Below are 12,998 nucleotides of genomic sequence, written 5' to 3'. Positions count from 1 at the left end.
GTTCGGCAGGGGTGGGGACGGGGGTCTTTCCCGGGTTGTTCCGGGGGTGGGTTCCGGGGGCGTGCCGGGGGGTCTCGGCCGTTCCGGCGGGTGCACTTTCCTGGTGGGACACGAGCGGCTCCTCGGTTCTCGCGCGGAGTGCGGTGTGGATCCTGCGGAGTGCGGTGAGAGGGGCGCGCCGACTGCCCGGGGAGGCGGCGGGTGCGACCCAACTCCCTGACGGCGTCGCGGAGTTGCCCCCCGAACTCTTGACGCGCCAGTAACCTTACTTCGCAGTAAATTTACGCGAGGAGCGGGAGCCGGCCAATGCCCCGGGCGCAAAGTCCGGGACTTGTGTCCCGGCCCGAGGGGGCGTGACCTGGTCCTTCCGGCCAGGTGGGCCGGGCGGACGCTGCCCGTTCTTCCGATGTGTCCGCCATGGACCCGGAAATAGCGTTGCGGGCAGGAAGTTGACGCACCACGAGAAGGGTCACGAGCCGATGCGCGACATCACCCGCAGCAACACCCGCGCCCCCCGCAGCAACACCCCCGCCCCCCGCACCGCACACGACGACGCCCCCACCACCCGCGCCGCCCACAGGGGCCGCACCGCCCGCAACGCCCTGCGTACCGCCGTCGTCACGGTGGTCCTCGCCGGGGCCGCGGTCGTCCCGGTCGGTGCGTTCGCCGTCGGATCGCCCGTGCACCCCAAGAGCGTGCGGGCCCAGCTCTCCCACCTCGGCAAGCAGCCGGAAGAGGAGCGCAAGCCGCCGGAGGTGGAGGAGGAGCCGGAGGAGAAGGGGGCCGAGCGCCCGGCGAAGCGGGGCGGCGGGCGGCGGGCGGTCGCGGACGCCACACACCGCAAGCCCACCGCCCCCGGACCCGCCTGCGGCGCGACCGCCGCCCGCGGGGCCGCCGTCGACAGCGCCACGCAGATGGGGGCCGACGCGGCCCTGATAGTCGGCGGCGGCGGGGCGGCCGCCGCGCTGGCCGGTGGCGGACTGCTCACCACCGGCCAGCGGGGCGATCGGCGCTAGGGCGCGCCCTCCCCCTCGCCCCCAGGCGCCGGGTGGCCCTCGCGACCGGCGAGTCCGCCCGGCGTCCAGCGCTGCCCGCCCATCAGGCGACCGAGGCCCGCCCAGGCGAAATTCATCATCGTGGCCGCGGCGTCCTTCGCCGTGGGGTGCTCCCGCTCCCCCGAAGGCCCCTCGTCCGTACGGACGTTGGCCCATTCGGCGAGCGACTCGGCCGCGCCCACCAGGGCGTGCGCCAGGCCCGCCACCTCGCGGTCGGCCAGTTCGCCGACACAGCCCGCCTCCTTGGCGGCCATGCCGATGACCTCCGTGACGAAGGCGACGATGTCCGCCCGCAGCGCGGCGACTTCGCGGGCGAACGGCTCGCCGTGCGTCCGGGCCTGGTGGTGCAGTACGGCCCAGCCGTCCGGGTTCTCGGCGGTGTGCGCGAAGAAGCCCTGCAGACCGCTCCACAGTTGGCGGTCGGCCGTCGCCGCCGGCTCGACGGCCGCCGTCACGGCCGCCACCAGCGCCGCGGCCTCCCGCCGGATCACCGCGCTGAACAGCTCTTCCTTCGAATTCAGGTAGAGATAGACCAACGGCTTGGAGACTCCGGCCATCTCTGCGATCTCGTCCATCGAAGCAGTCCGGTAACCGCGCCGCGCGAACGTCAGCACCGCGGCGTCGAGCATCTGCTGCTCCCGGATCGCCCGTGGCACCCGCTTGCTCTTCACAGCTCCCACCCCTGGAAGTCCCTCCATCCCACCCCGTTACTGACGAGTAATTTTACGATCTTCGCCTCCCACCCCTGGTTTCTTGACAGAATCTCCGCCGCAACGAGACGATACGTCTCGTCATGTTGCTGATGGGCATGTGCCCTACCTCTCCTCTGGAGGACAGACCGTGCAGCAGTTCATCGACGCCGCCCCCGGCGTCCGGCTGTGGACCGAGCAGCGCGGCACCGCCGACGCTCCCCCGTTGCTGCTGATCATGGGTGCCCAGGCCACCGGGATCGGCTGGCCGGATCCGCTGGTCGACGCCCTGGCCGCGCACCACCGGGTCATCCGTTACGACCACCGCGACACCGGCCGCTCCAGCCGGCCGTTCGAGGAGCAGCCCTACCGGATCGCGGACCTCGCCACTGACGCGATCGCGGTCCTGGACGGGTTGGGCATCGAGCGGGCGCACATCGTCGGCATGTCATTGGGCGGCATGCTGGCCCAGATGCTGCTCGCCGACCACCCCGACCGAGTACTCAGCGCCACTCTCTTGGGCACGTGTGCCCTCAGCACCACCGCCTACACCCGCCCCGACGGCGGCACCGTACCGGTCGGCGAACTCCCTGGTATCGCGCCCGAGGTGCTGGAGTTGTGGGCCCGCCCGGTGGAGGATCACGGCCCGGAGGCGGAGGTGCGGCGCCGGCTCGAACACTGGCGGGTACTCGCCGGTGACCAACTCCCCTTCGACGCGGACTTCTTCCGCTCCCTGGAAAAAGGTGTCATCGCGCACACGGGCCACCACCGGGTGAGTACCGCACACGCCCGCGCCGACGACTCCGGGATGCTCCGTACGGAACGACTCGCCGGCAACCGCGTACCGGTCCTCGTGGTCTCCGCGCCCGCCGAACCGGTCTTCCCGCTGCCGCACCCCCAGCACCTGGCGCAGTGCGTCAACGGCGCGTACGTGGTCGAGATCCCGGGGATGGGGCACGCGCTGCCGCCGGCCGTACACGGCCCGCTGGCCGACGCGATCCTGGCGCACACGACGGCGGCCCGCTGACCCGCCCCACGCCGGCGTCCGGCCGTACGAACGGCGCCCCCGCAGCCGGTGTGCACTGGCTGCGGGGGCGCCGTTCGGCGTGCGAGGGGGGTCAGCCCGCGGCGGCCGCGGCGGGGACGGCCGTGGGCTCCGGCTCGGCGGCCGCGGTCGCACCGCTGTCGCCGTCGCCGATGCGGATGCTGGTGGCGGCCGCGTACGCCTCGCGGTCCAGGATCTTCTCCTTGGCGGCGACCAGGATCGGGACCAGCGCCTGACCGGCCACGTTGGTGGCCGTACGCATCATGTCCAGGATCGGGTCGATGGCCATCAGCAGGCCGACGCCCTCCAGGGGCAGGCCCAGGGTGGAGAGGGTCAGGGTCAGCATGACCGTGGCGCCGGTCAGACCCGCGGTGGCGGCGGAACCGATGACCGAGACGAACGCGATCAGGAGGTAGTCGCCGATGCCGAGGGGGATGTCGAAGATCTGCGCGATGAAGATCGCGGCGATCGCCGGGTAGATCGAGGCGCAGCCGTCCATCTTGGTCGTCGAGCCGAACGGCACCGCGAAGGAGGCGTACTCACGCGGCACACCGAGGCGCTCGGTGACCTTCTGGGTGACCGGCATGGTGCCGACCGACGAGCGGGAGACGAAGGCCAGCTGGATGGCGGGCCAGGCACCGCGGAAGAACTGCAGCGGGTTGACCTTGGCGACGGTCGACAGCAGCAGCGGGTAGACACCGAAGAGCACCAGGGCGCAGCCGACGTAGATGTCGACGGTGAAGGTCGCGTACTTGCCGATCAGGTTCCAGCCGTACGTCGCGATGGCGTTGCCGATCAGGCCGACGGTGCCGAGCGGGGCGAGCCGGATGACCCACCACAGGGCCTTCTGGAGCAGCTCCAGGACCGAGCGGCTGACCTTGAGGACCGGCTCGGCCTTCTCGCCGAGCTGCAGCGCCGCGATACCGGCGACGGCTGCCATGAAGACGATCTGCAGGACGTTGAGCTCGGTGAACGGCGTGATGATGTCGGTGGGGACGATGCCGGTCAGGAAATCGATCCAGGAGCCGGCGTGCTCGGGGAGCTTGCCGTCCTTGGGGGTCAGGCCGGTGCCCGCGCCGGGGTTGGTGAGCAGGCCGATCGCCAGGCCGATCGCGACGGCGATCAGCGAGGTGGCCATGAACCACAGCAGGGTGCGGGAGGCGAGCCGGGCGGCGTTGTTGACCTGCCGCAGGTTGGTGATCGACACCAGGATGGCGAAGAAGACCAGCGGGGCGACGGCCAGCTTCAGCAGCTGGACGAAGAGGTCGCCGATGTGCGCCAGCGTGGAGGTGAGCCAGCCGATGTCACCGCTCTTGGCTACCCCGCCGAGCAGCACGCCCAGGGCGAGGCCGGCGAGGATCTGGGCCCAGAACGGGACCTTGGGTATTCGGGAGGCCTTGGGGGCCTTGGGGGTCTGTGCGGACTGGGAGGTCTCGGCAGACGTGGACAACGGACACACTCCGGGGACAGATAAGGCGTGGGGAAACGGCAGAAAGGAGCGCCAGGAGGTCCGTGCTTCAGACAGGATCTCCGGCCGCTGGACGAGGTCGGTCAGCGGCGGCAACAGGCCGCGGACATACAGCGGCAAAGATCGACGTGCAGGCGCGCCACGAGCGGAACGCTCATGGGGGACGGGGGCGCGGCTGCGGTCTTCATGGCAAGTACGTTAACACTTGAACTTTGAGGAACCCAAAGAAAATCTTTGAGGTCCGGCCGGGGTGGCGGGCGGGGACACCGTGGACGCGAGGACGGCGAAGCCGCCCGCCGACGAGCACGGCAGCCCCCGGATCCGGTCAACAACGCGACAGGCGCCCGGCCGTGGAGCGATGCCCACGGCGACGGGCGCCTGAAAGATGTCGTACTGCCGCGCCGGCGGGGTGCCCGCCGGCTGTGAGGCGTCTTACAGAAAGGTCTGTACCAGCGAAGGGTGTGTACCGCGCGGCGTGTGCCGGGCAGGGGCGGCCGCTAGTGCAGGCCGTCCTCCTGGCCGGCGTTGGCCGCGAGCCGCTCGCGCTGCCGGTCGACCTTGGCGACGATCTGCTCGGACATCGCATCCCGCTGCTTGCGCAGCAGCACGAAGCTGAGGGGCGCGGAGATCACGATGGCGAGCAGCAGCATCCACACGGTGTTGGACGCGCCCACGGCGAGCGGGATGACGTGGAAGTAGGCCAGCGCCCACACCACCGCGAAGCAGGCGACGAACAGGCCGATGCGAAGGGCGGTGTAGCGGAGCGTGGCGAACTTGTGGCTACTCACGGACGGGACCTTCTTCTCAACGGCAACCGAAAGGTTCTTCTTCCAGTCAAGCACAGCGCCACCGGCGATCTTCCGGGCCCCCGCCACGGGCCGCCGCGCCTCGGACCGGCCCTGCGCCCGGCTCAGCCCAGCTCCAGCCACATCGTGACGTCGTCGCGGAAGTCGCCGTCGGCGACCTTGATGGCACCGGGGACCCGGCCGACCTCCTTGTAGCCGCAGGACCCGTAGAAGCGGCTCAGGCCCGTGCCGCCGCGGCAGGTGAGCCGGATGCCGGATATGCCGTCGATGCCGCGGGCGGTCTCGGCGACGGCCTCCATCAGCCGGCGGCCCGCGCCGCGGCCCTGGAGGGAGGGGTGGAGCATGACGGTGTAGACCCACAGCCAGTGCCGCATCAGGCGGTGCGTGTTGAGGGTGAGGAACGCCGTCGCCACGACCCGGTCGTCCGCGTCCCGCCCGACCAGCAGGCGCGCCCGGCCCTCGGCCATGGCCGTCAGATGCTTGAGCAGCTCGGGGCGGACGTCCTGCTCCGTCACCGGCGGGACGAAGCCGACGGCACCGTCGGCGTTGGAGACCTCGGCCCACAACGCGCAGATCCCGTCGCGGAGTTCGGGGGTGACGGGGGGATCCGGGTCGAAACGCACGCTCATACCCCGGACCCTAACCCCGCCCTCCGACAATGGGCTCCGACCAGCTCAGACGCGCATCGGCTGCGGCGATTCGCGGCGCTCGGGATCCGGGCCCGGGTACTCGCGGATGGCCTCGTAGCGGGTGTTGCGCTCGACGGGGCGGAAGCCGGCGTCGCGGATCAGCTCCAGCAGGTCCTCACGGGTCAGCTTGTTGGGCGTGCCGTAGTTGTCCGCGTCGTGGGTGATCTTGTACTCGACGACCGAGCCGTCCATGTCGTCGGCGCCGTGCTGCAGGGCGAGCTGGGTCGTCTGCAGACCGTGCATCACCCAGAAGCACTTGATGTGCGGGACGTTGTCGAACAGCAGGCGGGAGACGGCGAAGACCTTCAGCGCCTCGGCGCCGGTGGCCATCGTCGTACGGGCCTGGAGGCGGTTGCGGACCTTGCCGTCCTTCATGTCCACGAAGTCGTGCTGGTAGCGCAGCGGGATGAAGACCTGGAAGCCGCCGGTCTCGTCCTGGAGTTCACGCAGCCGCAGCACGTGGTCGACGCGGTGGCGGGGCTCCTCGATGTGCCCGTAGAGCATGGTCGAGGGGGTCTTGAGGCCCTTCTCGTGCGCGAGGCGGTGGATGCGCGACCAGTCCTCCCAGTGGGTGCGGTGGTCGACGATGTGCTGCCGGATCTCCCAGTCGAAGATCTCCGCGCCGCCGCCGGTGAGCGACTCCAGACCGGCGTCGATCAGCTCGTCGAGGATCTCGGAGGCGGACAGGCCCGAGATGGTCTCGAAGTGGTGGATCTCGGTGGCGGTGAAGGCCTTCAACGAGACGTTCGGCAGGGCCTTCTTGAGCTCGCTCAGCGAGCGCGGGTAGTACCGCCACGGCAGATTGGGGTGCAGCCCGTTGACGATGTGCAGCTCGGTGAGGTTGTCGTTCTCCATCGCCTTGGCGAGGCGGACGGCCTCCTCGATGCGCATCGTGTACGCGTCCTTCTCGCCCGGCTTGCGCTGGAAGGAGCAGTAGGCGCACGACGCGGTGCACACGTTGGTCATGTTGAGGTGGCGGTTGACGTTGAAGTGGACGACGTCGCCGTTCTTGCGCGTGCGCACCTCGTGGGCCAGGCCGCCCAGCCACGCCAGGTCGTCGGACTCGTACAGGGCGATGCCGTCCTCGCGGGTCAGCCGCTCCCCGGCGTGGACCTTCGCCTCCAGCTCGCGCTTGAGGCCCGCATCCATCGACGCAGCCATCCGGTCGCCTCCCAGTCTCTGCCGTATTCTGTGCCGCTTCCGTGCAGCAAACAGGCTTCGTCGAGCGTACTCCCCCGTAATGACAGCGGACGGGGCCCCCTTGGTGCACCCGTCCGCCCTGCAGTGTCCCGCCTGGATCCGGTGGCCTACTCGACCTCTTCGGGCAGCTCGCCGACGCGGTTCTCCCACTTGGTGGAGAGCACGATCGTGGTGCGCGTACGGGAGACGCCCTTGGTGCCGGACAGTCGCCGGATGGTGCGCTCCAAGCCGTCCACGTCGCCCACCCGCACCTTGAGCATGTACGAGTCGTCGCCGGCGATGAACCAGCAGTCCTCGATCTCGGCGAGGTCGCGCAGCCGGCGGGCGACGTCCTCGTGGTCGGCGGCGTCCGACAGCGAGATGCCGACCAGCGCGGTGACGCCGAGGCCGAGCGAGGCGGCGTCGACCGTGGCCCGGTAGCCGGTGATCACACCGGCCGCTTCGAGGCGGTTGATCCGGTCCGTGACGCTGGGCCCGGAGAGGCCGACGAGGCGCCCGAGCTCCGCGTACGAGGCCCGGCCGTTCTCGCGAAGTGCCTGGATGAGCTGCCTATCCACCGCGTCCATGCCCTCAAGCCTTCCAATCTTTACGCATTTTCGAGTTCTGCATGTAGAATCTAAGGCACACAGGGCCTAGACCCTGCGAATCTTCCAAACGATCAAAGACGATCTCACAGGAGCTGTCACCGTGTACTCGATCGAGATGGCCTACGCCCGCATGCGCGAGCTGCAGGACCAGGCCAATCGTTCACGTGCCCACAAGCCCGCGGAGCCGCGGGCCCGTCGCCGCTTCGGCCGCGCCGCCGCGGCGAAGAAGAGCTGACCGACCGAAGAAGCGCCGACTCAGGCGCTGACTAAGGAGCGTCCGGGGCCTCCTCCTCTTCCTTGGAGCCACCCCGAAGCTCCCCCTCCCAACGCCGGTACAACCCGTGCGGCACCTCCGCCGCATCGAGCACCCGGCCCGCGACGAAGTCCACCAGATCCTGGATGTGCGTCGCTCCCGCGTAGAACGCCGGCGAGGCGGGCAGCACCACGGCGCCCGCCTCGTCCAGCGTCACCAGATGCTTCAGCGTCGGCCCGTTCAGCGGGGTCTCCCGCACCGCCACCACCAGCCGCCGCCGCTCCTTGAGCGTCACGCTCGCCACCCGCTGCAGCAGGTCCTTCGACAGCCCGAGCGCCACACCGGCCACACACGCCGTGCTCGCCGGGACGATCAGCATCCCCTTCACCGGATACGAACCCGACGACGGCCCGGCCGCCAGATCCCCGGCCGCCCAGTAGCGCACATCCGCCAGGTCCGCCTCCGTCACCGGAAACGTCGCCGGTTTGCCGTCCGCCCCGCGCGCCAGCCATTCCCGCAGGTCAGCGCGCCAATGAGCATCCCGGAACGCGATCCCGGTCTCATCCAGCAGCGTCAGCCGCGACGCCCGGCTGACGACCAGGTCCACCGCCTCCCCCGCGGCGAGCAGCCCGCGCAGCACGGAAGCCGCGTACGGCGTCCCGGACGCGCCGGAGATCCCCACGACCCACGGACGGCGTCGCCCGGGGTCCTGCTTGCTGGTGTCGTTGTGCGGCGGCTCCACGCATCGAGCCTATCCGGCGGAACCACAGACCCCGTCACGGCCGTTGTTACCTGTGCGCCCCTCACGCGCGGACCCGCCGGGGGCCGACCGGGGAGGCCGCCCGCGGGGCCACCCGCCGGGGGAGGAGAAGGGAGGGCCGGGAATGACCGCACGAGCCAAGCCGGCGATCTGTCTGATGCTGGGCTGGGTCGCGCTGCTGTGGCTGCTGGAGGGCGTCGACTTCGTCACCGCCGGCGCGCTGGACACCTTCGGCATACAGCCGCGCGAGCCCGCCGAGCTGGTCGACGTGGTGCCCGCGGCCTTCCTGCACTTCGGCTTCGGCCATCTGGCGGCCAACACCCTGCCGTTGCTGCTGCTGGGCTTCATCGCCGCGCTGCGCAGCGGGGTGCGGCGCTTCCTCGCCGTCGTCGCGCTGATCATCCTCACCAGCGGGCTGGGGGTCTGGCTGACGGCCGCCCCGTACAGCAACACCGCGGGCGCCTCCGGCGTCGTCTTCGGACTCTTCGGCTACCTCCTGGTGCGCGGCTTCATCGAGCGCAAACCGCTCGACATCGGCATCGGCCTGGTCGTCGGCGCGGTGTACGGCTCGATCCTGTGGGGCGCGCTGCCGACCGACAGCGGCATCAGCTGGCAGGGCCACCTCTTCGGCCTGATCGGCGGAGTGCTGGCGGCCTTCGCCTTCCGGGAGCGCGCCCGCAACACCACCGCCGGAGCCACTGTCGGACCGGTCCCGTAGCCTCGGAACGAACGGGAGCCGCCGAGGCGTTACGCGACACCACGCACCGCGCGGGCGAAGCACGCAGCACACACGGGGTGAGCAGACCATGTCCGACTACCACCAGCCGGGTTACGGACCGCACAGCGGCGGTCCCCAGCAGCCGTACGGGACGCCTCAGTCCCCGTGGCCCAACGGCGCGGCGCCCGACGGCGGTTACGGCTACCCCGGCGCCCCCGGGTACCAGCAGCCGGGCCCCGGCTACCAGACCCCCGGCCCGGCCTACGGCCCGACTCCCGGCTACGGCACCCAGCCCCCGCCCAGCCCCTCCACGAGCCCCGCGATGTGGTCCCATCTGGGCGCGCTGCTGACCGTCACGGCCGGCTCCATGGTGTGCTGCGGCCTGGGCGCCTTCCTCGGCTGGATCTTCCCGATGTCCATCCGCGGCAACGAGCGCCACAAGCACGACCCCTACGTCCGCCACCACGCCACCCAGGCGCTGAACTTCGGCATCACCCAGGCCGTCATGGCGGCCCTCGGCGTGATCCTCTACTTCGCCAGCGCCTTCATCTTCGCGGCGGCCGCCCACACCGAAGCCCAGCGCAACAGCTCCGGACTCGCGGTGCCGCTGCTGACCGTGATCGGCATCATGGCCGCCTACGGCATATCCGGCATGGTCTGCGCCATCATCGCCACGGTCAAGGCCACCCGCGGCGAACTGTGGACCTACCCGCGCCTGATCGCCTGGCCGGTCAGCAAGGGCTGACACCCCCGACCGATCCGGACGCCGGCCCGACACCGCATCAGCCCGACACCACGTCAGACCGACAGCCCGCGCACCACCAGATCCAGCAGCGCGCAGACGAACAGCGCGATGCCGATGAAGCTGTTGACCTGGAAGAAGGCCCGGTTCAGCCGGGAGGTGTCGTGCGGGCGGACGATCGCGTGCTCGTAGCAGAAGGCCGCGACGACGATCACCATCCCGAGCCAGAAGAAGACACCGGCGCCGATGACGAGGGCGTACCAGACCAGCAGCGCGGTCGTCGCGACATGGCACCAGCGCGCGCCCCACAGCGCGCCCGGCACACCGAAGCGGGCCGGTACGGACATCACGCCGTTGGCGCGGTCCGCCTCGACGTCCTGGCAGGCGTAGATCAGGTCGAAGCCGCCGATCCAGATGCCGACCGCGAGGCCGAGGACCACCGCCTCCCAGGACCACTCGCCGGTGATCGCGATCCACGCGCCGACCGGCGCCATCGCCTGGGCCAGGCCGAGGATCGCGTGCGGGAAGTTCGTGAACCGCTTGCCGTACGGATAGACCACCATCGGGACCACGGCGACCGGGGCCAGCGCCAGGCACAGCGGGTTGAGCAGGGCCGCCGCGCCCAGGAAGACGACGACGGCGACCAGCGCGCCGGTCCAGGCGGACTTGACCGAGACCGCGCCGGTGACGAGTTCGCGCCCGGCCGTACGCGGGTTACGGGCGTCGATCTCGCGGTCGATGATGCGGTTGACGGCCATCGCGAAGGTGCGCAGACCCACCATCGCGACGGTCACCAGCAGCAGCGGGACCCAGTGGATGCGCTTGTCGAGCTGGTACATGGCGGTGAACGCCGCGATGTAGGCGAAGGGCAGCGCGAAGACGGAGTGCTCGATGACGACCAGGCGCAGGAACGCCTTGGTCCTGCCCGGCTGCGGTACCGCGGCGGCGGAGGCGCTCACAGGCCGTACTCCTTCCAGCGACGGTCGACCAGGGCCGCCGTCGGCGGGTCGGACTCGACCATGTCCGGCCAGCCGTCGTCCCTGGTGTAGCCCTCCTCGGGCCACTTCTTCGTGGCGTCGATGCCCGCCTTGCCTCCCCAGAACTGCTGGTAGGAGGCGTGGTCGAGGTGGTCGACGGGGCCTTCGACGACGGTCAGGTCGCGGGCGTAGTCGGTGTTGCCGAGGGCGCGCCAGGAGACCTCGTGGAGGTTGTGGACATCGCAGTCCGCGTCCACGACCACGATCAGCTTGGTCAGCGACATCATGTGCGCGCCCCAGATGGCGTGCATGACCTTCTGCGCGTGCTTGGGGTACTTCTTGTCGATCGAGACGATCGCGCAGTTGTGGAAGCCGCCGGACTCGGGGAGGTGGTAGTCCACGATGTCCGGGACGATGATCTTGAGGAGGGGCAGGAAGAAGCGCTCGGTGGCGCGGCCCAGGGGGCCGTCCTCCGTGGGCGGCCGGCCGACGACGATCGACTGGAGCAGCGGGCGCCTGCGCATCGTCACGCAGTCGATGGTCAGCGCCGGGAACGGCTCCTGCGGCGTGTAGAAACCGGTGTGGTCGCCGAACGGGCCCTCCGGGAGCATCTCGCCGGGCTCCAGCCAGCCCTCGATGACGACCTCGGCATTGGCCGGCACCTGCAGCGGGACGGTCTTGCAGTCGACCATCTCGATCCGCTTGCCCTGGAGGAAGCCGGCGAAGAGGTACTCGTCGATGTCGCCGGGGAGCGGGGCGGTGGAGGCGTAGGTGACGGCCGGGGGGCAGCCGAAGGCGATGGCGACGGGCAGCTTCTCACCGCGCTTGGCCGCGACCTGGTAGTGGTTGCGGCTGTCCTTGTGGATCTGCCAGTGCATGCCGATGGTGCGCTTGTCGTGGCGCTGCAGCCGGTAGAGGCCGAGGTTGCGTACGCCGGTCTCCGGGTGCTTGGTGTGCGTCAGCCCCAGGTTGAAGAAGGAGCCGCCGTCCTTGGGCCAGGTGAACAGGGCGGGCAGCCGGTCGAGGTCGACGTCGTCGCCGGTGAGCACGACCTCCTGCACCGGGGCGCTGACACCCTTGACCTTCTTCGGCGGGACGTGCGTCATGCCCGCGAGCTTGCCGAACGCCTCGCGCACCCCGACGAAGCCCTGCGGCAGTTCCGGCTTGAGCAGGCCGGCGATCTTGCCGCTGATGTCCTCGTACGCCTTCAGGCCCAGCGCCTTCAGCAGCCGGCGGTCGGTGCCGTAGACGTTCATGGCGAGCGGCATCGCCGAGCCCTTGACGTTCTCGAAGAGCAGCGCCGGGCCACCGGACTTCTGCACCCGGTCCACGATCTCGCCGACTTCCAGATACGGGTCGACCTCGGCCTTGATGCGCTTGAGGTCGCCTTCGCGCTCAAGTGCGCGCAGGAACGAGCGGAGATCGTCGTAAGCCATGCGTTCCAGTATCGGGTACGCACTACCCTGGGCGGGTCACCGGGCCCCGTCGAGGGCCCGCCGTCGCGCGCAGGGGGCTCGTTCCGCAATGCTCAGGTATCTGCCGTTCCTACTGGTGCTGGCGCTGTGGATCTACGCGTTCATCGACTGCCTCAACACCCCCGAATCGCAGGTGCGCGGGCTGCCCAAGGTGATCTGGGTGATCATCATCCTGCTCTTCGGCGAGGTGCTGATCGGACCGATCGCGTGGCTGGTGGCGGGCAAGCAGCGGCAGCCGGTGACGGGCGGCAGCACCCCCTCCGAGTGGCACCGCAACCACCGCACGAAGTTCCTCGCCCCCGACGACAACCCCGAGTTCCTCAGGTCCCTCAAGGACGAGAACAAGAAGGACGAGGCCCTGCTCAAGGACTGGGAGGCCGATCTGCGCCGCCGCGAGGAGGAGCTGCGGCGCAAGAGCGGCGAGGCGGCGGACGGCCCCGAGGACACCCCGCCGGCCAAGGGTTAGCGGCCACCGGCCGAGGGCTTGAGGCGCCCGGCCGGGGGTCGGTGCGGGTCGGGGCGTTCGGTGCCGCC

15 protein-coding genes are annotated in these 12,998 nt (G+C 70.3%); 6 read left to right on the top strand and 9 right to left on the bottom strand.

Annotation, left to right across the window (positions count from 1 at the left end; all coding sequences use genetic code 11):
- The first annotated feature begins 479 nt into the window (after positions 1-479).
- Positions 480-1,016 carry a hypothetical protein gene (locus AC0680_RS13400; protein ID WP_478627779.1) on the top strand — a complete coding sequence of 179 codons (537 nt, stop codon included), beginning with the start codon at positions 480-482 and terminating at the stop codon, positions 1,014-1,016.
- On the opposite strand, the gene AC0680_RS13395 is transcribed toward AC0680_RS13400, so the two are convergent.
- A complete protein-coding gene (locus AC0680_RS13395; RefSeq protein WP_478627777.1) occupies positions 1,013-1,753 on the bottom strand; it encodes a TetR/AcrR family transcriptional regulator in 741 nt (246 codons plus the stop codon). The genes AC0680_RS13400 and AC0680_RS13395 overlap by 4 nt on opposite strands.
- A 142-nt stretch (positions 1,754-1,895) precedes the next feature.
- Here AC0680_RS13395 and AC0680_RS13390 point away from each other — a divergent pair, with 142 nt between their 5' ends.
- Positions 1,896-2,771 (top strand): alpha/beta fold hydrolase, encoded by an 876-nt coding sequence (locus AC0680_RS13390; RefSeq protein ID WP_478627774.1) that lies wholly within the window; start codon positions 1,896-1,898, stop codon positions 2,769-2,771.
- Between the two features lie 91 nt (positions 2,772-2,862).
- On the opposite strand, the gene AC0680_RS13385 is transcribed toward AC0680_RS13390, so the two are convergent.
- From AC0680_RS13385 to AC0680_RS13365, 5 genes are all read right to left on the bottom strand, one after another.
- On the bottom strand, positions 2,863-4,239 hold the full coding sequence (locus AC0680_RS13385; protein ID WP_478627772.1) for a dicarboxylate/amino acid:cation symporter: 1,377 nt from the start codon (positions 4,237-4,239) through the stop codon (positions 2,863-2,865).
- 515 nt (positions 4,240-4,754) lie between these two features.
- Positions 4,755-5,045: a DUF4229 domain-containing protein gene (locus tag AC0680_RS13380; protein WP_478627770.1), complete on the bottom strand. Its 291-nt coding sequence runs from the start codon at positions 5,043-5,045 to the stop codon at positions 4,755-4,757.
- A gap of 122 nt (positions 5,046-5,167) precedes the next feature.
- A complete protein-coding gene (locus tag AC0680_RS13375) occupies positions 5,168-5,692 on the bottom strand; it encodes an N-acetyltransferase family protein (protein ID WP_478627768.1) in 525 nt (174 codons plus the stop codon).
- 45 nt (positions 5,693-5,737) lie between these two features.
- Positions 5,738-6,901: an aminofutalosine synthase MqnE gene (gene mqnE / locus AC0680_RS13370; protein WP_430980441.1), complete on the bottom strand. Its 1,164-nt coding sequence runs from the start codon at positions 6,899-6,901 to the stop codon at positions 5,738-5,740.
- A 158-nt stretch (positions 6,902-7,059) separates the two neighbouring features.
- Positions 7,060-7,518, bottom strand: a complete 459-nt coding sequence (locus tag AC0680_RS13365) for an Lrp/AsnC family transcriptional regulator (protein WP_384441617.1) — start codon at positions 7,516-7,518, stop codon at positions 7,060-7,062.
- A gap of 121 nt (positions 7,519-7,639) precedes the next feature.
- Here AC0680_RS13365 and AC0680_RS13360 point away from each other — a divergent pair, with 121 nt between their 5' ends.
- Positions 7,640-7,774: a hypothetical protein gene (locus AC0680_RS13360; protein ID WP_384441639.1), complete on the top strand. Its 135-nt coding sequence runs from the start codon at positions 7,640-7,642 to the stop codon at positions 7,772-7,774.
- A 31-nt stretch (positions 7,775-7,805) separates the two neighbouring features.
- Here the strand turns inward: AC0680_RS13360 and AC0680_RS13355 are convergent, their stop codons facing one another.
- Positions 7,806-8,534, bottom strand: a complete 729-nt coding sequence (locus AC0680_RS13355; RefSeq protein ID WP_384441614.1) for a UbiX family flavin prenyltransferase — start codon at positions 8,532-8,534, stop codon at positions 7,806-7,808.
- Between the two features lie 142 nt (positions 8,535-8,676).
- Here AC0680_RS13355 and AC0680_RS13350 point away from each other — a divergent pair, with 142 nt between their 5' ends.
- Positions 8,677-9,270 (top strand): rhomboid family intramembrane serine protease, encoded by a 594-nt coding sequence (locus AC0680_RS13350; protein WP_478627765.1) that lies wholly within the window; start codon positions 8,677-8,679, stop codon positions 9,268-9,270.
- Positions 9,271-9,358: 88 nt separating this feature from the next.
- Positions 9,359-10,015, top strand: a complete 657-nt coding sequence (locus AC0680_RS13345; protein ID WP_478627763.1) for a DUF4870 domain-containing protein — start codon at positions 9,359-9,361, stop codon at positions 10,013-10,015.
- Positions 10,016-10,068: 53 nt separating this feature from the next.
- On the opposite strand, the gene mqnP is transcribed toward AC0680_RS13345, so the two are convergent.
- Together mqnP and AC0680_RS13335 are read right to left on the bottom strand one after the other, a co-directional pair.
- A complete protein-coding gene (gene mqnP, locus AC0680_RS13340; RefSeq protein ID WP_478627760.1) occupies positions 10,069-10,971 on the bottom strand; it encodes a menaquinone biosynthesis prenyltransferase MqnP in 903 nt (300 codons plus the stop codon).
- Complete coding sequence (locus tag AC0680_RS13335) at positions 10,968-12,425, bottom strand: menaquinone biosynthesis decarboxylase (protein WP_478627757.1); 1,458 nt, start codon at positions 12,423-12,425, stop codon at positions 10,968-10,970. The genes mqnP and AC0680_RS13335 overlap by 4 nt, the downstream gene beginning before the upstream one ends.
- A gap of 88 nt (positions 12,426-12,513) precedes the next feature.
- Between AC0680_RS13335 and AC0680_RS13330 the strand changes: the two genes are divergently transcribed.
- Complete coding sequence (locus AC0680_RS13330) at positions 12,514-12,930, top strand: PLD nuclease N-terminal domain-containing protein (RefSeq protein ID WP_478627755.1); 417 nt, start codon at positions 12,514-12,516, stop codon at positions 12,928-12,930.
- Positions 12,931-12,998 lie beyond the last annotated feature (68 nt).

Source organism: Streptomyces sp. NPDC043738 (assembly GCF_056436545.1).
This window is presented reverse-complemented; position numbering and strand designations above follow the sequence as displayed.

Coding starts and splice junctions, on each gene's coding strand:
- AC0680_RS13365 (WP_384441617.1), bottom strand. CDS start 7,518: ATGGACGCGGTGGATAGGCAGCTCATCCAGGCACTTCGCGAGAACGGC.
- mqnE (WP_430980441.1), bottom strand. CDS start 6,901: ATGGATGCGGGCCTCAAGCGCGAGCTGGAGGCGAAGGTCCACGCCGGG.
- AC0680_RS13350 (WP_478627765.1), top strand. CDS start 8,677: ATGACCGCACGAGCCAAGCCGGCGATCTGTCTGATGCTGGGCTGGGTC.
- AC0680_RS13395 (WP_478627777.1), bottom strand. CDS start 1,753: ATGGAGGGACTTCCAGGGGTGGGAGCTGTGAAGAGCAAGCGGGTGCCA.
- AC0680_RS13375 (WP_478627768.1), bottom strand. CDS start 5,692: ATGAGCGTGCGTTTCGACCCGGATCCCCCCGTCACCCCCGAACTCCGC.
- AC0680_RS13345 (WP_478627763.1), top strand. CDS start 9,359: ATGTCCGACTACCACCAGCCGGGTTACGGACCGCACAGCGGCGGTCCC.
- AC0680_RS13330 (WP_478627755.1), top strand. CDS start 12,514: ATGCTCAGGTATCTGCCGTTCCTACTGGTGCTGGCGCTGTGGATCTAC.
- AC0680_RS13400 (WP_478627779.1), top strand. CDS start 480: ATGCGCGACATCACCCGCAGCAACACCCGCGCCCCCCGCAGCAACACC.
- AC0680_RS13335 (WP_478627757.1), bottom strand. CDS start 12,425: ATGGCTTACGACGATCTCCGCTCGTTCCTGCGCGCACTTGAGCGCGAA.